Annotated in this window: 16 protein-coding genes; all 16 read right to left on the reverse strand. The window is 58.8% G+C overall.

Features of this window, described 5'->3' with window-relative positions; all coding sequences use genetic code 11:
- Positions 1-98: 98 nt before the first annotated feature.
- The 16 genes from M8T91_RS11945 to mraZ all read right to left on the reverse strand — a co-directional run bounded on the left by M8T91_RS11945 (position 99) and on the right by mraZ (position 18,802).
- The gene (locus M8T91_RS11945; RefSeq protein WP_301414391.1) at positions 99-1,034 is read right to left on the reverse strand and encodes a M23 family metallopeptidase; all 936 of its coding nucleotides are present in this window, start codon (positions 1,032-1,034) and stop codon (positions 99-101) included.
- Between the two features lie 146 nt (positions 1,035-1,180).
- On the reverse strand, positions 1,181-2,092 hold the full coding sequence (gene lpxC, locus M8T91_RS11950; RefSeq protein WP_301414392.1) for a UDP-3-O-acyl-N-acetylglucosamine deacetylase: 912 nt from the start codon (positions 2,090-2,092) through the stop codon (positions 1,181-1,183).
- A 460-nt stretch (positions 2,093-2,552) separates the two neighbouring features.
- Positions 2,553-3,767, reverse strand: a complete 1,215-nt coding sequence (ftsZ, locus tag M8T91_RS11955) for a cell division protein FtsZ (RefSeq protein WP_301414393.1) — start codon at positions 3,765-3,767, stop codon at positions 2,553-2,555.
- Between the two features lie 87 nt (positions 3,768-3,854).
- The gene (gene ftsA / locus M8T91_RS11960) at positions 3,855-5,090 is read right to left on the reverse strand and encodes a cell division protein FtsA (protein ID WP_301414394.1); all 1,236 of its coding nucleotides are present in this window, start codon (positions 5,088-5,090) and stop codon (positions 3,855-3,857) included.
- 113 nt (positions 5,091-5,203) lie between these two features.
- Entirely contained in the window at positions 5,204-6,019 is an 816-nt protein-coding gene (locus M8T91_RS11965) for a cell division protein FtsQ/DivIB (protein ID WP_301414395.1), read from the reverse strand.
- Complete coding sequence (murC, locus tag M8T91_RS11970) at positions 6,020-7,435, reverse strand: UDP-N-acetylmuramate--L-alanine ligase (RefSeq protein WP_301419087.1); 1,416 nt, start codon at positions 7,433-7,435, stop codon at positions 6,020-6,022.
- Positions 7,436-7,511: 76 nt separating this feature from the next.
- Positions 7,512-8,603 (reverse strand): undecaprenyldiphospho-muramoylpentapeptide beta-N-acetylglucosaminyltransferase, encoded by a 1,092-nt coding sequence (gene murG / locus M8T91_RS11975; protein WP_301414396.1) that lies wholly within the window; start codon positions 8,601-8,603, stop codon positions 7,512-7,514.
- Positions 8,603-9,814: a putative lipid II flippase FtsW gene (gene ftsW / locus M8T91_RS11980; protein WP_301414397.1), complete on the reverse strand. Its 1,212-nt coding sequence runs from the start codon at positions 9,812-9,814 to the stop codon at positions 8,603-8,605. Before ftsW ends, murG begins: the two co-directional genes overlap by 1 nt.
- Positions 9,811-11,190 (reverse strand): UDP-N-acetylmuramoyl-L-alanine--D-glutamate ligase, encoded by a 1,380-nt coding sequence (murD, locus tag M8T91_RS11985; RefSeq protein WP_301414398.1) that lies wholly within the window; start codon positions 11,188-11,190, stop codon positions 9,811-9,813. Before murD ends, ftsW begins: the two co-directional genes overlap by 4 nt.
- Positions 11,191-11,198: 8 nt before the next feature.
- Complete coding sequence (gene mraY / locus M8T91_RS11990) at positions 11,199-12,284, reverse strand: phospho-N-acetylmuramoyl-pentapeptide-transferase (protein ID WP_301414399.1); 1,086 nt, start codon at positions 12,282-12,284, stop codon at positions 11,199-11,201.
- Positions 12,284-13,663 (reverse strand): UDP-N-acetylmuramoyl-tripeptide--D-alanyl-D-alanine ligase, encoded by a 1,380-nt coding sequence (locus M8T91_RS11995; RefSeq protein ID WP_301414400.1) that lies wholly within the window; start codon positions 13,661-13,663, stop codon positions 12,284-12,286. Before M8T91_RS11995 ends, mraY begins: the two co-directional genes overlap by 1 nt.
- On the reverse strand, positions 13,660-15,186 hold the full coding sequence (locus M8T91_RS12000) for a UDP-N-acetylmuramoyl-L-alanyl-D-glutamate--2,6-diaminopimelate ligase (protein ID WP_301414401.1): 1,527 nt from the start codon (positions 15,184-15,186) through the stop codon (positions 13,660-13,662). Before M8T91_RS12000 ends, M8T91_RS11995 begins: the two co-directional genes overlap by 4 nt.
- Positions 15,183-16,943: a peptidoglycan D,D-transpeptidase FtsI family protein gene (locus M8T91_RS12005; RefSeq protein ID WP_301414402.1), complete on the reverse strand. Its 1,761-nt coding sequence runs from the start codon at positions 16,941-16,943 to the stop codon at positions 15,183-15,185. The genes M8T91_RS12000 and M8T91_RS12005 overlap by 4 nt, the downstream gene beginning before the upstream one ends.
- Before the next feature lie 190 nt (positions 16,944-17,133).
- Positions 17,134-17,409 carry a cell division protein FtsL gene (ftsL, locus tag M8T91_RS12010; protein WP_301414403.1) on the reverse strand — a complete coding sequence of 92 codons (276 nt, stop codon included), beginning with the start codon at positions 17,407-17,409 and terminating at the stop codon, positions 17,134-17,136.
- Between the two features lie 4 nt (positions 17,410-17,413).
- Positions 17,414-18,346, reverse strand: coding sequence for a 16S rRNA (cytosine(1402)-N(4))-methyltransferase RsmH (gene rsmH, locus M8T91_RS12015; RefSeq protein ID WP_301414405.1), 933 nt, complete (start codon positions 18,344-18,346; stop codon positions 17,414-17,416).
- A 12-nt stretch (positions 18,347-18,358) separates the two neighbouring features.
- The gene (gene mraZ, locus M8T91_RS12020) at positions 18,359-18,802 is read right to left on the reverse strand and encodes a division/cell wall cluster transcriptional repressor MraZ (RefSeq protein WP_301414406.1); all 444 of its coding nucleotides are present in this window, start codon (positions 18,800-18,802) and stop codon (positions 18,359-18,361) included.
- Between the last annotated feature and the right edge of the window lie 676 nt (positions 18,803-19,478).

Raw genomic sequence — 19,478 nt, forward strand, 5'->3', positions numbered from 1 at the left:
CGCTCCTTTATGCGAGGGGTGCAAGTAAACAGGAAGGCGCTGATGCTGGCAACTCCGATGCCGGTTGCCAGCGCTTGCGCGTATGGGAAGCGTAGTTGCTATCTGCCGGTGCGACGGATATAGCTGGCCGGGTCGACGGCGCGATTGTTCTTGAAGATTTCGAAGTGTACATGGGGGCCGGTAGAGCGCCCGCTGGAACCCATCTGGGCAATGACCTGCCCTTTTCTCACCACGTCCCCAAGGCCAACCTTGAGGGCGCTGTTGTGGCCGTAGCGGGTTGAATAGCCATTGCCGTGATTGATTTCCACCAACTGGCCATAGCCGTGCCGTTCATCGGCCCAGGTCACCACACCGGCGGCGACGGAGACCACATCGGAGCCCATTTTGCCGGCAAAATCCACTCCCTTGTGCCAGGTGCGGCGCCCGGTGAAGGGGTCCGTGCGATAACCGTAGCGGGAAGACATCCACCCCTTGGTAATCGGGCGCCCGGCAATAAACTGCTCGTCCTCGAGCTTGAGGTTCGCCATCAGGGACTCGAGCATCTCGAGCTGCATCTGCCGGTCATCAATCTGCTGCGACAGATCATCGATTACATCGAGGAATCCGGGGGACTGGTAGGGCAGTTCGGAGGCACCGGCTACCTGGGGGTCTTCCGGACCGCCGAGCGCCGGAGGGGTGCCGAACTGAAATTCCCCCTCATCCAGGTTGGCGGCGGCGGTGAGGCGCTCACCCAGCGCATCGAGACGGGTGAGGCGCGCCTGCAACTCCGCCAGTTTTACCGTCAGCGCCACCAGCTGCTCCCGCGCCGCCCGGTCGGCCGCCCCGATTTCCTCCTGCTGCTTGCGCAGGGCCCGCTCCCACGCCTTGGCAGTGCGCGCATCGAACAGGTCGGTCTCCACCACCGACAGATTTGTGCCAAGCAAAAAGGCACCCACCGGGAGACCGAGCAAGCACAGCCCCAGCAGCGCTTTACTCAAGCCACCAAAATTGAAGCTGCGGGTTGCGCCGCGTTCGTTGACGAGAATGATTTTCATAGCAAGCGGGGGAAAGTCGACATTCTATAGTTTTGATTATCCCTGCCAGGAATCCCGGCACTGCGGCGCACAGCGCGCCAATCACCGGTTGTGCAGCTGCCGCCAAAAGAGAAGCGGCTCTATCATGCCCGCTTCCCGCCGGGGGATCAAACTGCCAGTATCGGCTTTACGTAGGAGATGGGCGCTTCCTGCTCGCTCTCGAAAGTTACCATTTCCCAGGCATCTTTCTGCGCCATCAGGTGGCGCAGTGATTTGTTGTTGAGCGCATGGCCGGATTTAAAGGCCTTAAACTCACCGATCAGGCTGGTGCCAAGCAGGTACAAATCACCAATGGCGTCCAGAATCTTGTGTTTCACAAATTCGTCTTCATACCGCAATCCACCTTCATTCAGAATACGGTACTGGTCGATCACAATAGCGTTGTCGACGGAACCGCCCTGCACCAAACCCTTGGAACGCAAGTATTCGATTTCATGCATAAAACCGAAAGTGCGCGCACGACTCACCTCCTTGACGAAGGAGGTACTGGAAAAGTCCACCGAGGAGGTCAGGTTGCGCCCCTGGAATACCGGGTGATCAAAGTCGATGGTGAAGGTCACCTTGAAGCCGTCGAACGGGACAAAGCTGGCAGTTTTGTCGCCTTCTTCTACTGTAACCGGCTTTTTGATGCGCAGGAATGTTTTCGGTGCAGACTGCTCCTGGATGCCGGCGGACTGGATCAAAAACACAAACGGACCGGCGCTGCCGTCCATAATGGGGACTTCCTGGGCGGACAGCTCGACAATGGCATTGTCGATCCCCAGCCCCGCCATTGCCGAGAGCAGGTGCTCTACAGTCGCAATGCGTACACCGTCTTTCACCAGAGTTGTGGACAGCAGGGTGTCGCCCACATTTTCCGCCAGGGCCTCAATCTCCACCACCGGGTCCAGGTCCGTTCTGCGGAACACGATGCCGCTGTCTACGGGGGCGGGCTTGAGGGTGAGAACCACTTTTTTGCCAGAGTGAAGACCTACACCAGTGGCGCGAATAGCATTCTTAAGCGTGCGCTGTTTGATCATGAAACTGTGTTTTCCCCGTCGGTGGGCCAAGCGGCAAGCAGCCGATGCTAGCACAATTGCGACGCCAATACCAATTCAGGGCAGGCGGTCATCTCAACACGCCGCTACCACTCTTTGAGGATAGATCAAGCAAGGATTGGAGCGCCACATCATTTGGCAATAAGACAACATTCTATGTGCTTGAGTGCCGCAGGCGCTGTAAAAAATTGTTAATTATTCATCGACAGCGTGGATTGCCAGGGAAATATGGCACGGGGCGGCTAAGTCGTTGGGTTATAAAAGCCCAGCCGGGCTGAAGAGGGGAGGCCGGTTCAGTTTTCGATCTTGATCCAGGATCTGTCTCAAGATACACAATGCCCTCCCGGACCCGTTCTGGATCCGGGAAAGTCCCACCACAGAGGCGGCACCCGACTCGGGGGCCGGATGGACATGAGCAGTGAAGCCCCTGCGGTGCCGACACTCAGTCGGCCTGGCGGCGCAGGAAGGCCGGAATATCCAGGTATTCCATATCGGTATCCGCCGGGCTTGGCGCCGGTGCCGGGCGTCTGGGGCGCTCGGCGTCCAGGCGCGGGCGGGGATCTGTACTCTCCCGCGGGGACAGACCGGCGGCGCTGTGGGGTTCGCGCATCTCGCGGGCCGGCTCGCGGGCCTCCCCGCGGCGGCCGTTGTCCACCACTTTGGCCGGGCGCGAGGACGGAGTGCCCTCCCCCAGACCCGCTGCGACAACCGTTACCCGCATCTCATCGCCGAGTTTGTCGTCTACCGCAGTGCCAATCACCACGGTGGCTTCGTCAGAGGCGATCTCCTGCACAATCTCTCCAACTTCCGAGTACTCCCCCAGGGTCAGCTCCTGGCAGCCGGACTCTTCACTGCCGGTGATGATGTTGACCAGAATACCGCGGGCACCGGACAGGTTTACATTGTCCAGCAACGGGCTGCGCACGGCTTTTTCCGCGGCTTCACGCGCGCGGCTTTCGCCGATAGCGGAACCGGAACCCATCATGGCCATGCCCATTTCGGACATCACGGTGCGCACATCGGCAAAGTCCACATTCATAATGCCCGGGCGGATCATCAGGTCGGCAATGCCCTGCACGGCGCCGAGCAATACGTTGTCGGCCTCCTTGTAGGCGGACTTCATGGTGATCTTGCTGCCCAGCACCTCCAGCAGGCGGTCGTTGGGAATAGTGATCAGCGAGTCGACCTTGTCGCGCAGTTCGAGGATACCCTCCTCGGCCACCACGGTGCGCTTGCGCCCCTCGATCTTGAACGGGCGGGTGACAACCGCTACGGCGAGAATGCCGAGTTCTTTAGCGACCTCGGCAACCACCGGAGCACCGCCGGTTCCGGTACCGCCACCCATGCCCGCGGTGATAAATACCATATCCGCACCGCTTAATACCTCGGCAATCCGGTCGCGATCCTCCAGAGCCGACTGGCGGCCAATATCGGGATTGGCACCGGCACCCAAACCGCGGGTGATGGAACTGCCCAATTGCAAAATGGTTTGCGCCTGGATATCTTTCAGGGCCTGGGCGTCGGTGTTTGCGCAGATAAAATCCACACCTTCCACATTGCTGGCAATCATCTGCTTCACGGCATTGCCGCCGCCGCCGCCGACACCAATTACCTTGATGACAGGTTTGTCCTGTACACTATCAACTAGTTCGAACATTGCTGTTCCCCTTTCTTGCTCATGTCGAATTCTACTGCCGCGCCGAAAAAAATCTCTCCCGGGGCGGCTAATTCTGGTTGCACGCTATTACATATTGCCGCGAAACCAGTGCTTCACTTTGTCCCACCACTGGTTTTCGTTGTGCGCGGGCGGCATTTTGCCTTCTGCGGCCTCTTCCTGCTGCATCGCGTACATCAATAATCCAACCCCGGTGGAGTAGATTGGATTGTTCACAATATCGGTGAGCCCGGAAATTCCCTGGGGGACGGCAAGCCGCACCGGCATATGGAAAATCTCCTCGGCCAGTTCAACGGCACCCTCCATCTTCGGAGAGCCACCGGTCAACACCACACCCGCCGCGCACAGGTCCTCAAAACCACTGCGGCGCAGTTCGGCCTGCACCAGAGTGAACAATTCGTCGTAACGGGGCTCTATCACTTCCGCCAGGGCTTGCCGGGACAAATCCCTGGGCGCCCTGTCGCCCACACTCGGCACCTTGATGGTCTCGCCCTCCCGGGCAAGTTTGGCCAGCGCGCAGGCATATTTGATTTTCAGCTCCTCTGCATGCGGTGTCGGTGTGCGCAGTGCCATGGCGATATCGTTGGTCACCTGGTCCCCGGCGATGGGTATCACCCCGGTGTGACGAATCGCGCCGCCGGTAAATACGGCGATATCGGTTGTGCCTCCGCCGATATCCACCATGCACACCCCCAACTCTTTCTCATCCTCGGTCAGCACTGCATAACTGGAAGCCAGTTGCTCCAGAATGACATCCTCAACCTCAAGTCCACAGCGGCGGATACATTTTTCAATATTCTGCGCAGCATTGACCGCACCGCTGACCAGGTGCACTTTCGCCTCCAGGCGTACCCCGGACATGCCCAGAGGTTCTTTCACTCCCTCCTGGTTATCGATCAGATACTCCTGGGGGAGCGTGTGCAGAATCTTCTGGTCCGCCGGAATAGCGACCGCCCGCGCCGCATCTATCACCCGGTCGAGATCCTGTTGGGTCACCTCCCGGTCCTTGATGGCGACAATACCGTGGGAGTTCAGGCTGCGAATATGGCTGCCCGCGATGCCGGCATATACGGAGTGAATTTCACAACCCGCCATCAGTTCCGCCTCTTCCACCGCGCGCTGGATGGATTGCACGGTGGATTCGATATTCACCACCACACCCTTTTTCATTCCAGTAGAGCGATGGGAACCGATACCGACAATATTGAGTTCGCCATCAGCGGAAACCTCGCCCACAATGGCGACCACCTTGGAAGTGCCGATATCCAGTCCCACCATCATGCGCTGATCGGATACTTGTGTCATATTGCTACCAACCTCGCAGGGCAGTGTGCCCGGCCTCGCCAATAAAAACCCGCAGGAATACCACCTTCACTGTTAAACCACATTTTCAACTGCAGCCCTCGCCGCCTCCCTGTTTACTTCTGTCCATTCTTCCACTGAACCGCTACTGCATTGCCATAGCGGGTATCCACCCCGGCCACCTTGTGTAAATGCGGCGCGAGCAATCCGCGGCTCAGGAGGAGAAAGCGGTTGACCCGTTCCAGCAGCGCGTCATGCCCCAGTTTTAATTCAATTCCCGATACCAATTCCAGACGCCAGCCACTCAGGTCGTCAAATGACAACCGTTTGACTTCCATATCCCGGGAAGTCAGTATTCCCGCCAGGGCTTGGTACTGCGTCATAATCTGTCCCACCAGCAACTCATCCCCGGCGAGTTCGGGCAGTGCTTTCACATGCATGTGTGCCGGTCTTGGCAATAATGCCCCGCTCGCAACCAGCAACCGGTCACCTCCCCATACCGCGAGGGGCTGTGCTTCCGCAATCTCTACCAGAACCCCTCTCGGCCAGCGTCGACGGACTGACGCCGAGGTGACCCAGGGATTGGCCAACAGCGCCGATTGCATCGCGCGGATATCCACGGAAAAAAAACCGGCCTGCAAATAAGGCAGCAGTATTTCCTTTAACTGCACCTCGTGCACTGCGTTAAAAACCCCGCGGACCTCTACCTGCTCCAGTGCATCCATTTTCCCCAGTGGCACCACCTGAAGTCTCTGCCTCAACCAGTGGCCGCCATAAAGCAGCCCGCAAGCCAGACTCACAGCGAGTATCAAAGTCACGCCAAAGCGCCAGACAATACCGCGTGCGGTAGTTTTCTGAGCGGCTATGGGTCGGGCTCCGCGTACAGGTCTGCCCAATTTTTTCGTGGGCTGCTTTCCTGTGCGCTTCACCACTCAGACCCCGGCAGTTTTCTCGCCCAGGCGCCACTGTGCCAACTTCTGAGACAAAGCGCCCACATTGCCCGCGCCCTGGGTCAGAACCACATCGCCCGGTTCGAGAAGATCCGCCAATACCGGCGGCACCTGGTCGATTGTCTCGGCAAAAATCGGATCGACCTGGCCGCGGTTGCGCAGGCTGCGCGCTAGTGTGCGCCCATCGGCACCGGCTATAGGCGCTTCGCCCGCGCTGTATACATCCAGCAAAACTAATTTGTCCACGCCGGACAGGACCTGAACGAAATCTTCAAACAGATCCCGGGTGCGGGTATAGCGGTGCGGTTGGTAAATCATCACGAGGCGCCTGTCCGGCCAGCCATCGCGCACCGTCTTGATGGTTGCGGCCACCTCCCGAGGATGGTGGCCATAGTCATCCACCAGCATGACTTTTGCCGCGCTGCTGTCGTCACTTATGGAAAAATGTCCAAAAATCTGAAAGCGCCGGCCCACGCCCTGAAAACCTTCCAGGCCCCTGCGAATGGCCTCGTCACTGATCCCTTCGTCCGCAGCCACAGCAATCGCGGCTGTGGCATTGAGCACGTTGTGAATGCCCGGCGTGTTCACCGATACCCGCAGCAGATCCCCTCCGGGGCGCTGCACGGTAAAGTGACTGCACAACGGCTCCTGATTGACCTCGACGATGCGGAAGTCATTCCCCTCAGCAAATCCATAGGTCAGTACCGGGCGGGAAAATTTCGGGATCACCTCCTGGACATTGGCGTCATCACCGCAGACCACCGCCAATCCGTAAAATGGCAGGTTGTGCACGAAGTCAATAAAGATCTGCTTGACCCGCTCGAAATCCCCCCCATAGGTCTCCATATGATCGGCATCGATGTTGGTAATTACCGTCACCATCGGCTGCAGGTGTATAAATGATGCATCGCTCTCATCGGCCTCGGCGATCAGGTAGCGACTCTCCCCGAGTGCCGCATTGGCACCAGCCGCATTAACCAGGCCCCCGATCACAAAGGTAGGGTCCTTTTTATCCGCAGCAAAAATAGCTGCAATCAGGCTGGTAGTGGTGGTTTTGCCGTGCGTGCCCGCCACGGCAATACCGTAGCGGTAGCGCATCAATTCCGCGAGCATTTCCGCACGGCGCACTACCGGGATCCGCTTTTCTAGGGCCGCAGCCAATTCCGGGTTATCGGCTTGGATCGCCGATGAATTCACCACAACATCCACATCCCGGATATTGTCCTCGCTGTGCCCGATCGCCACCCTGACACCCAGCTTGCGCAATCGCTCGGTCAGCGGGGACTCGCGCAGGTCGGAGCCGGAAACCTCGTATCCCTGATTTTGCAATACCTCCGCGATGCCGCTCATACCGGCACCGCCCACACCGATAAAGTGAATACGGCGGATACGGCGCATCGCCGGTACAGCGTAACCTTGATCTGCGTTTGCCCACTCAGAAGAAAGGCTCTCAACTTTCACCCACTGTTCTCCTTTATCCCGCCAGCGCCTCTCCACAGGCGGCTACCACCTGCTGCGTTGCATCGACTTTCGCTACTCTCCGCGCGGCCTGCGCCATCTCCAGCAGTTTTTGCGGATCCGACAATAATGTCCGCAGAAGCTCCGACAGCTTTTGCGCATCCATCTCGCGCTGCTGAATCACAATCGCCCCCCCCGCATCCTGCAACCACTGCCCATTGCGCGTCTGGTGGTCGTCTATCGCAAAAGGAAAAGGCACCATAATCGCACCGATACCGGCCGCGGCAATTTCCGACACCGTGAGCGCTCCCGCACGGCACAAGATCAAGTCGGCAGCGCTGTATGCCTCGGCCATATCGCCAATAAACGGCACAACCTCTGCCGCTACACCGGCTGCCCGGTAGGCCTCCCGAGCCAACGCCAGGTGGCGCTCACCCGCTTGGTGCACCACCTTTGGGCGCAGTGACGGCGGCAGCAAGGCAACGGCTTCTGGCACCATTGCGTTAATGGCAGCCGCTCCGAGACTGCCACCAAGCACCAGCAGACGGAGCGGCGACTCGGTGCCAATACGCAATTGCGGCGCCGGCAACTGGACAATTTCACGACGCACCGGGTTGCCCACTTGCCGGGCCCGCGGCAAACCGCTGGGAAACGCCTCGAGCACCCGGTTGGCAATACGGGAAAGCAGCTTATTGGTGGTGCCTGCCACGGCATTTTGCTCGTGAATAATCAGCGGCCTACCGCTGAGGCGCGCCGCTACACCGCCGGGCCCGGTAACAAATCCTCCGAATCCGAGCACAGCATCGGGCTGTACCTTTCCGATCACCGCACGCGCCTGACGCACAGCGCGCGCAATCTGCACAGGCGCCTTCAGCAGGGCCAGCCTGCCTTTGCCGCGCACCCCTTCTACTGCAATACAGTGCAGCGGGATGTTGGCCGGTGGCACCAACCGCGCTTCAATGCCATGCCGGGTGCCCAGCCATTCAACTCTGGCCCCCTGCTCCCGCAGGGCCTGGGCCACCGCCAGTGCCGGGAAGACATGTCCCCCGGTGCCGCCCGCCATCAGTAACAAGCGTTTACCCGAAAAGGCGCTTCTTTCCCGGGACATCAAACCGCCCTCCTACTGTGTCCCCGGCTCCCGGTCCGGCGCCAGGAAAATACCGGCAGTTGCTGCAAAAGCCCCTGGCCCTCGGCCTTCGGGCGCAGCTCGCCGCTGATACGTACTGCCAATCCCAACAGCGCGCAACACACTATCAGACTACTGCCACCGGAACTGACAAACGGCAGCGTCAACCCCTTGGTGGGCAACAGGCCCGAAGCCACCCCCATATTCACAAATGCCTGCCCCGCCAACAGAAATGCCATACCAAAAGCCAGCAGAGCGGCAAAAAAGTTCTGCCGCACCAGCGCCTTGCACACCAGTTGCAACAGTGCACAGGTCAGCACCACAAAAAGGCCGATTACAGCCAATCCTCCCAACATACCCCACTCCTCGGCGAGGATGGCAAAAATAAAATCCGTATGCGCCTCGGGCAAATAAAACAGTTTCTGCACACTGTTACCCAGGCCAACCCCAAACCATTCACCGCGACCAAAAGCGATCAGCGACTGGGTGAGCTGGTAGCCACTGGCAAATTGATCTCCCCAGGGATCCAGAAATGTCAGCAACCGCTGTAAACGATAGGGGCTCATCAGGGCCATTAAGGCCAGACCGCTGGCTGCCGCCAACACCAGTAAAAAGGTGTGCGGCAAGCGCGCACCGCCGAGAAAAACCATTGCCAGTACCGTGCCGGATAACACCACAACCGAGCCGAAATCCGGCTGCATGAGCAGTAACAGCGCAAAGATCCCGAGCACCGTCACCGGTACCATAAAACTGCTCCAGTGGTGCAGCTGCCTGTTGCGGCGAGTCAAAAAACTGGCGAAGAAAACCAGCATACAGAACTTGGCCACTTCTGCCGGTTGAATGGTGATACCACCAAACACCAGCCAGCGCCGGCTGCCATTCACCTCTCGGCCGATACCCGGTACCAGAACCGCAATCAGTAGCAGACAGGCAAACAACAACAGCGGCCAGGACAGGCGCGACCAGATCGCCAGGGGAATCTGGCTCACAACCAGTGCCACCATGCCTCCAATCGCCAGAAAAGCCAGGTGCCGCTTGAGAAAGTACCAGGGGTCTGCGTATACATCCGAGGCAAAGGCAATAGAGGAGGAAGCCACCATCACCACACCGATACTGACCAGTGCCAGCACACTAAACAGTAAAAGCCCATCGAAGAAATCGCGCTTTTGAGGGGACGAAAACAACGCGTTCACTCCGCACCTCCAGCGCTTTCACAGAGCGACGCTACCACCTGGCGGAAATCCTCGCCGCGGGCTTCAAAATTGCGGTACATGTCGAAGCTGGCACAGGCCGGGGACAGGAGTACATAGTCGCCTCTGTGCGCCAGGGATCGAGCCAGTGCCACGGCCTCGGTCATGCTGGCCGCACGGCGGATGACACACTTACCCGCAAAAACCTGCGCGACCCTGTCACCGTCTGTGCCAATGGACACCATCGCGCGCAATGCGCTAACGCTGTTGCTCAGCGCGGAAAAATCTGCCCCTTTGCCATCGCCGCCAGCAATCAGCACTATCTTGCTGGTGGCTGTTGCCAATCCATCCAGCGCCGCCTGCGTTGCGCCGACATTGGTGCCTTTGGAGTCGTTTACATAGACAACGCCATCCAGGTCAGCGGTCCGCTCACAGCGATGGGGCAGGCCCCTGAATGTGCGCAGCACCGACAGCATGGCCTCCATGGGCAGACCGATGGCATTGCCCATCGCCAAAGCGGCCAGCGCGTTGGCAACATTGTGCCTGCCAACCATTGCCAGCGCATCAACCGGTAACAGGATTTTGGCACCCTGTGCCAGCCAGTTCTGGCCACCGACAGTGCGCATTCCGAACTGATTCAGGTCGGGCGGGTCCAGACCAAAACTCCACTCGCATCTACCCTGAGACAAAGGCGCCCGGGTCAGCGAGTCGGCGCGGTTGATGACAAACTGCTGCGCATGGCGGTAAACCCGCTGTTTGGCCCGGTGGTATTCCACCATGCTGGGGTAGCGGTCCATATGGTCCGCACTCAGATTCAACACAGTGGCCACTGTGGGCGCCAGCGAATAGGTGGTTTCCAGTTGAAAGCTCGACAGCTCCAGCACAAACAATTGCGGTATTGGTCCCTGTAACAGATCGAGCACCGGAACACCGATATTGCCACCGACCCGGACTGTTTTGCCGGACGCTTCCGCCATCCTGCCAAGCAGGGTGGTCACCGTGCTTTTGCCATTTGAGCCAGTGACCGCTGCCAGCTTTACCGAGGTTTTTTCTCTGGAGAGCGCTCGTGCAAACAGCTCGATATCCCCGATCACCGGGATACCATCGCTCATGGCGCGCTGCAATACGGGCTCGGCCAGCGCAATGCCGGGGCTGGCAATAATTTCGCTGGCCGCCAGCACCGTATCGGGGTTCAGTGATCCTGTTTCCACGGGGACCTGCGGAAACTCCCGGCGAAAGCCCTCGAGTCCCGGCGGATGGTCGCGGCTGTCGGCTGCCACGGGGGCATAACCCATGCGCAGCAGGTAGCGCACCACCGATTTTCCGGTAGCGCCCAGTCCGATTACCAGTGTCCGCTGCGAAGTCGCGATCAGACTCATTGTGTCAATTACCGAAGTTTCAGCGTCGCCAGTCCAGCCAACACCAGGATGACGGTGATAATCCAGAAACGGACAATCACCCGCGGTTCCGGCCAGCCTTTCAGTTCAAAATGGTGGTGCAGTGGCGCCATGCGAAAAATACGTCTGCCGGTCAGTTTGAACGACGCCACCTGCAGGATCACGGATACCGTCTCCATGACGAACACTCCACCCATGATGAACAACACGATTTCATGGCGGGTGATTACCGCGACTATTCCCAGTGCCGCGCCAAGGGCCAGTGCACCCACATCCCCCATAAACACCTGCGCCGGATAGGTGTTAAACCACAAAAACCCGAGCCCCGCGCCACACAGGGCCGCACAGATGACCGCCAGTTCCCCGGCACCGGCAATCGCCGGTATATGCAGATAATTGGCGAACTCTACATGCCCGGATAAATAGGCGATAACACCCAGGGCGCCCCCCACCATCACTGTGGGCATAATGGCCAGGCCATCGAGGCCATCGGTGAGGTTCACGGCATTGCTGGAGCCCACCACCACAAAATATGTCAGCAAAACAAAACTGACCGGACCCAGATTGATGGCAACATCTTTGAAAAAAGGTACAAAAAACTGTGTCTCAGCAGGACTTACTGCACTGAAATACAAATAGGTCGCCGCGCCCAGGCCGGCGATGGACTGCCAGAAATACTTCCAGCGGGCAATCAGACCGCGGGGATTTTTGTGCACAACTTTTTTGTAGTCATCCACAAATCCGACTGCCCCAAAAATAAAAATCACCAGTAACGTAACCCAGACATAGCGGTTACCCAGGTCCGACCACAGCAGTGCCGAGGAAAAAATCGAGGCGAGGATCAGTGTGCCGCCCATGGTAGGCGTACCGGATTTGCTCAGGTGACTCTGCGGGCCGTCATCGCGAACGGCCTGCCCTACCTGCAATTGGTTCAACCAGTTGATCATACGCGGCCCCACAACCAGGGAAATTCCCAGAGCAGTCAGCGCCGCCAGAATTGCACGCACAGTCAGGTAATTGAAGACCGCAAAGGTGCTTACATATTTTTGTAATACTTCTGCCAGCCAAAGCAGCATTACTTCTCTCCCCTGCTGTTGCCGAGCAGTGCCTGGGCCACCAGTTCCATTCGGGCACTGCGTGAACCCTTGACCAATACGGTGGTATGCCTGTCCAGTTCGCGGGACACCGCCGCTATCAACGGCGCTCTCTCCCGGTAATTGTGCAGGGCTTCACGATGGCCCGCGCCAAAGGCCATACTGGCGGCAGTGCCCAGCGGCCCCAGAGTAAATAGAGCATCGAGGCCGCGTTTGCGCGCCAGGGCACCGACACTGCGATGCAGCGCTTCCGCGTCAGGCCCCAGTTCAGCCATATCGCCGAGAACCAGGATTTTCCTGCCGGGTCGCTGCGCCAGCAATTCAATGGCCGCACCCACAGAACCCGGATTTGCGTTGTAGCTATCGTCGATTACCGTTGCACCAAGGATGCCCCGGCGCGCCTGCAGGCGCCCGGCCACACCGCCGAGACCGGCGAGGCCGCGGGCAATGTCCACCGCCGGAATACCGCTGGCAAACGCGCAACCGGCGGCAATTAAAGCATTGTGCACATTGTGCTCGCCCAATAACTGCAACACCACCGGGTGGGAGACCCCCTCAATCACCAGATCAAAAGCGGCACAGCCACTTTCATTCAGAGCGATATGCTCCGCATGGATGGCACAGGAGTTAGCGAGACCCACCTCCAGGGTGCGGACACCTTCGGGCATCCGCCCGCGCCAGTAATTCGCGTAGCCATCATCGGCATTGATCACCGCGGTAGCTCCGACATCCAGGCAGGTATAAATCTGCCCTTTCGCTTTTGCGATGGCATCCACCGAGCCAAACCCTTCCACATGCGCGGGCATCACATTGTTGATCGCCGTTACTTGGGGTTTGCCGATACTGCAGAGATAACCAATATCGTCCGGACCGTTGGCACCCATCTCCAGAATCAAAACATCGTGCTGCTCTGAAAGCGCAAAAAGGGTCATCGGCAAACCGAGCTGATTATTTAAATTCCCCCTGGTGACACAGGGCGTATGGTGCAGGGAGAAAATTGCCGACAGCATCTCCTTGACGGTGGTCTTGCCACAAGAACCGGTCACGGCGATCACCGGCCCCTCAAATTGCTCGCGGCACAACAATCCGATTTGTCCGAGTGCTACCGTGGTATCTTGCACGCGCCACTGAGGCAGGCTGCAAGCGGGTACTTCGCGCTCCACCACCAGCCCCAAAACCTGATCATCCAGCGCACCGACAAAATCGTGCGCATCAAAATTGTCACCCACCAGGGCAACAAACAGAGCCTGGGAATCCAGTTTGCGAGTATCGGTACAAATGCGGGAAAACTCGGTGGAGCCATTGATCAACGCACCGCCAAAGCGACTCTGTAACTGCTGAAGAGATAACGCGCGAATCACCAGGGCTCTCCCTGCATACCACTCCCGGCGCTCGCACCCGAGCGCCGCTTCAGTGCCGCTGCCACCTGTTCATGATCACAGAAGTGACTTCTTTCACTGCCCACAATCTGATAATCCTCGTGGCCCTTACCGGCGATAATGACGATATCACCCGGTTGCGCCGCTGCGACTGCACGGGCAATCGCAGCGGCCCGATCAATCTCCACCTCGATCGTGCTGGCCGCACCCTCGAGGATATCGCCAATAATTTGTTGTGGCTTTTCACTGCGTGGATTGTCACTGGTCACAATGGCGCGATCGGCCATCTCCGAGGCGATTCTTCCCATGGAAGCGCGTTTGCCCCGGTCCCGGTCACCGCCGCAGCCGAACACACACCAGAGATTGCCGCGACAATAGGGACGTGCGGCTGCCAGCGCCGCGCGCAGGGCATCGGGGGTATGGGCGTAATCCACCAGGACGCCGACATCATCGGCGCCCGCAACACGAACCCGCTCCATACGGCCCGGTACCGCTTGGATGGAGGGAAAGGCCGCGAGAATCGCCTCAAAGGGCATGCCCGCAGACGCCACAGCGGCTACCACTGCCAGTGCGTTGTAGATATTGAAGTCACCGATCAACGGGGCCTGCAGTTTGCCGCACCCCCAGGGCGTATTGAGTTCAACGGAAAATCCCTTCTCATGACGGCGCAGGTCAGTGACGTGCAGGTCTCCCGCCTGCAGTCCGTAAGTCAGTATCTGCAGGCCGCGCACCTTACAGCGCTCGGCCAGCTGTGCACCGAAAGGATCATCCAGATTGATAATGCCGCGCTTGAGTTTGGGCAGCCCGAACAGCTTTTCCTTGGCCATGCCGTAGGCGGCCATATTGCCGTGATAGTCCAGGTGATCCCGCGACAGATTGGTAAAAATCGCCGTGTCAAACACCAGGCCATGTACACGCCCCTGGGACAGGGAGTGAGAGGAAACTTCCATCGCCGCGGCGGACACACCGCGGTCGCGGTAGTCAGCAAAATCCGCCTGCAGACGCACGGGGTCCGGTGTCGTAAGCCCGGTTTCCTGCAGTTCGATAACCCGGTTGTGCCAGATGCCACTGCCGATGGTGCCGATCAGCGCAGCGCTGCCAAAGTGATGCGCCAGCAGCTGGGAAATCAGATAGGCACAGGTGGTTTTACCATTGGTACCGGTCACGCCCACCAGGTGCATTTGTCCACTGGGGTTGCCGTGAAAACGCGCGGCAATTTCACCGGCGCGCTTGGCCAGCCCGGGCACGCCGACCACCTGAATATCACCGCGGTTGATACACTCCAGCCTGTCACTGTCGGCCAGTACCGCAGCGGCACCGGCGGCGATCGCCGCATCGATATATTCTCGCCCGTCCACAACAGAACCGCGCAGCGCCATAAAGACATCGCCGGCTTTTACCCGACGGCTGTCCAGAGCAACACCTGTCACGGGCACATCGGGGATTCCCGCGTATCCGGGCACCAGTTCCCGCAGAGAAATGCCGTGTTGTTTGCGCTGATTCACGATTTTGTACCTCTCTCGCTTAACTGCGCGGTTAACTGGCGTTCTGCCGGCTCCACCCGCTCAGGGGGTACCTGCAGCAGGTGCATGGCCCCGGTCATCACCGAGCCGAAAACCGGCGCCGCCACTTCCCCACCGTAATACTTGGCCTGGCTCGGATCATCAATCACCACAACCGCCGCCAAGCGCGGGGTATCCGCAGGAATAAACCCCGCAAAGACCGATCGATAGCGGTTGTCCGCATAGCCACGGCTGCCTACCTTGTGTACCGTGCCGGTCTTGCCCGCCACACGGTAGCCCTCCACTGCGGCCAGCTGCCCTGTACCGCGGGAGCCAATAACGGTTTCCAGCATGGCGGACACCTGCTGTGCGAGAGGTGCTGCAATCACCCGCTCTGGCTCCGCGGTGGTGGTATCTGTAGATAAAACCAGTGAAACCGGGCGCTTGATCCCGGCATTGGCCAGCACGCTATACGCCTGGGCCAGTTGCACCCCATTTACGGTTAAACCGTAGCCGAAGGCGAAATTGGCCCGCTCGATCGGGTGCCAACGGTTGCGACTGGGCAGGATGCCCGGAGTCTCACCGGGGAAACCACTGCCAACCGCCGCCCCCAGTCCCAGTCGATAAAAGAGTTCCCGCAAACCGTTTGGTTCCAGATCCAGGGCGATTTTTGTGATACCCACCTGGCTCGACTTGGTGATAACGCCGGTCAGATCCAGCTTTCCATAGTTAATGGGGTCCACCAGGGTTTTCCCCGGTACACGGATATAACCGGGATTGGTATCGATCTGGGTTTGGGGTGTATAGCGACCGCTCTCAAGCGCAGCCAGCACGGTCAGGGGTTTCACTGTGGAGCCGGGTTCAAACTGGTCGATCAGGGCGCGATTGCGCATCGCTGTCGCTTTTACTCCTTTGCGATTGTTGGGATTAAACGAGGGCTGATTGGCCATCGCCAGAACATCACCGCTTTGGGTATCCAGAATCACCATAAAGCCGGAGGAGGCACCGTTCTCGGCCACAGCGCGCTTCAACTCCCGGTAGGCCAGGTACTGCAGGCGCATATCGATAGACAGACGCAAATCGCGCCCCGGTCGCGCTTCGCGCTGGATCGACAGATCCTGCACTGTGCGTCCCTTCAGGTCCTTAACCACCTGCTGCGCACCGGAATGGCCGGAGAGCCAGTCGTCGTAAGCGAGTTCCAGTCCCTCCTGGCCGCGATCGTCAATATCGGTAAAGCCTACAAGCTGAGCCACCATCTCCCCGGCTGGGTAGAAACGCCGGTACTCCTTTCTGCTGAAAACCCCGGCGACATCCAGTGCCAACACCCGCTCGGCCTGCTCCGGCGCCAGGTGGCGACGCAGGTACATAAACTCTCTGTCGCGGTACCTCTGCAGCCGCGCGGTCAGCTTGGCAGGCTTCAGTTCCAGCGCATGAGCCAGTCGCTGTAATGCCCCCTCCCCGGCCTTGCGCAACAGCTTGGGGTTGGCCCAGAGACTGCGTACCGGTGTGCTGACCGCCAGCAGCTCGCCGTTTCGGTCGACAATGGAGCCCCGATAGGCGGCGATCTCTTCAGTGCGGATGGTGCGCGCTCGCCCCTGATCCTGCAGGAACTGATAACCACGCTCGGCAGCGGGCAATACCTGGAGGCGGGCCAAATGCAGGATCAGTGCCAGGGCCAGCAGACACAGCAGGGCCGCCACCAGCACAAAGCGCCAGCGGGCAATGCCCGGTTGGATCTGTTTTTTCTTGACTACACCCATGGCTTTCCAATTGGCGTTACGTTTTCACTTCGAGACCAACACTCCCCCTGAGGGCCGTTGGTTCACCGCCCCCAAACACCGCGCAAATACGCAAGGATTTACGATTATTCGCCGGCGTTGCAGACCTTAAATGCACAAAGCCACGGAAAACTATTACTGGTTCGCGCTCGCCACACCGGCCTTTATCAGATTACTCACTCGGCACCAGCACCTGTTCAGCAGGGGCAGGCACATGCATTCCCAACTTTTCTCTCGCCACCTTTTCCACGCGACCGTAAGCAGACCAGGCCCCCTTCTCCAGCAGAAGACGCTCCTGCTCATAGCGCAACTCATCGCGGGTTTTTTGCGCCTTGCCCAATTCTGCCGTGAGTTCTCTGCCCATTTGGGTGGAATAAACCACGGCGAGAGCCGATACCAGCGTCGCCAGCCACAAGAATCCCGTACCGATCAACGCCTTGCGGTACATCCATTCAGTCTCCGCCCAGCTTTTCCGCAGTGCGCATCACCGCACTGCGCGAGCGCTGATTGTCTTCTGCTTCAAAGGCAGTCGCCTTTAGCGCCTTGCCCACAGAGCGCAAGGATCTTGCAATCTGGTTGTGCATCACCGGAAGCCCGCGGGGCAGCAGCGGCCCCCGTTCCTGTGCGCGGATAAACCGTTTCACCAAGCGGTCCTCCAGGGAGTGGAAACTGATAATCACCAGCCTTCCGCCCGGTGCCAACAGTGCCAGCGACTTCTCCAATGCACTCTGCAGGTCATCCAGCTCTCCATTGATATGGATGCGAATGGCCTGGAAAACCCGGGTGGCCGGGTGTTTGCCTTTTTCCCAGGCGGGGTTGGCGGCCTTGACCACCTGAGCCAGATCGAGTGTGCGCACGAAAGGTCGCTCTGCCCGGCGGCGCACTATGGCGGTGGCCATGCGCCGGGCAAAGCGCTCCTCCCCGTATTCCCTGAACACCCGGGCCATCTCGGCCTCGGCCTCGGTGTTCACCCAGTGGGCCGCGCTGATACCGCGACTGGTATCCATGCGCATATCCAACGGACCATCCCGCATAAAACTAAAACCGCGTTCCGCCCGATCCAGTTGCGGAGAGGACACACCCAGATCCAGCAGTATTCCCCTGACCTGGCCCGCATGCTCTCCAGCGGCACGGTCCATATCAGCAAAGGAGCCATGCCAGATAGAAAAACGCGAGTCAGTGCCAAAATGCCGCCTGGCATATTCTATGGCCTGGGGGTCCTTATCCACCGCCAGCAAGTGCCCGCCGGGGCCCAGTCGTTCCAGAATGGCTGCACTGTGTCCCCCGCGACCAAAGGTGCCATCAATATAAAAATCGTCCGGTTCTGTTACCAGGGCGTCCACGGCCTCGCGCAACAATACACTGCGATGCAATTCCTGAGACACCCGGCGAACTCCTTATAATGAGAGGGATGCCATTTCCCCTGGCATGCCCTCATCGCCTTCACTGTCATCGAGCCAGGACATCCAGTGCGCTTCGCTCCAAAGCTCCAGTTTCTTGCCCTGTCCAACCAGCATCAACCGCTTTTCCAGCCCGGCATATTCCCGTAGGGTCGGGGGTATCAACACACGACCATTGCCATCCATCTGCAGTTCACAGGCATAGCCGATCAGCAGGCGCTGGGCGCGGCGTGCCACCTTGTTGAAACTGGGCAGGGCCTCAATCTTTGGCAATATCTGCTGCCACTGGGGCGCTGGATACACCAGGAGGCAGCGCTCTTCCGTGTGAGCCGTCACTACCAGGCAGCCGGCACAGGCCTCCATCAGCTTGTCGCGGACGCGTGCCGGTATGGCCAGACGCCCCTTGGCGTCCATATTGATTGCATGGCTGCCCAAATACACTTCGTGATACTTGCTCGCTACGGATCCCGCTTAACGCAGTAGACACCCCCGCTGATAAACCCATAGCGGGGAAGCCCAAACGTGATTCACACAATGTAATTACTCACTCACTACAGGACACTAAACCACAAAATTCCACGATTTTCCACTTTCGCCCACTTTTCACACTATAAAACTGGTCAACACAAAGTCAAGGAAATAGACTGCAAAGTCCCTATACCCCCAGTAAATCCGCGCTCTACAAAGGAAATATGGGTAGTGGCGTAGGAACCCCGGTTGTAATTTGCTGAATTTAAGCGAGCGCTCACCCGCATAATAATCAAATATTTTAAGCTAATTGAATACCCTAATTGAAATCTGCTAGCCTGCCTGAGACCTGTCAAGACTCGCAAAACGCAGGGGCAAACCGGGGGGTTGGCCACACTCACCCGGTTTCCAAAGCAATTGGCCGTAGAGTGGGTTTGTCCCCGCTGCTCTCCCACACCGGTGCTTAAAAAACACCGCCACTGAATGCTTCTGTTTGTTCATTTCTGTCGTGAATTGTCACCCACCAACGTCTCCGGGCTGGCCTGGTCAACGCACTTCCTCGCCGGCCCCCGATGCACGGGCGATCGTACAGCCCACAGGGGGCGTTGTGCTCTGTGAGTGAAATCCGGTCACACCTGGTACTTTGTCC

The sequence above is a fragment of the Microbulbifer sp. MI-G genome (assembly GCF_030440425.1).
Taxonomy (GTDB): Bacteria; Pseudomonadota; Gammaproteobacteria; order Pseudomonadales; family Cellvibrionaceae; genus Microbulbifer; species Microbulbifer spongiae.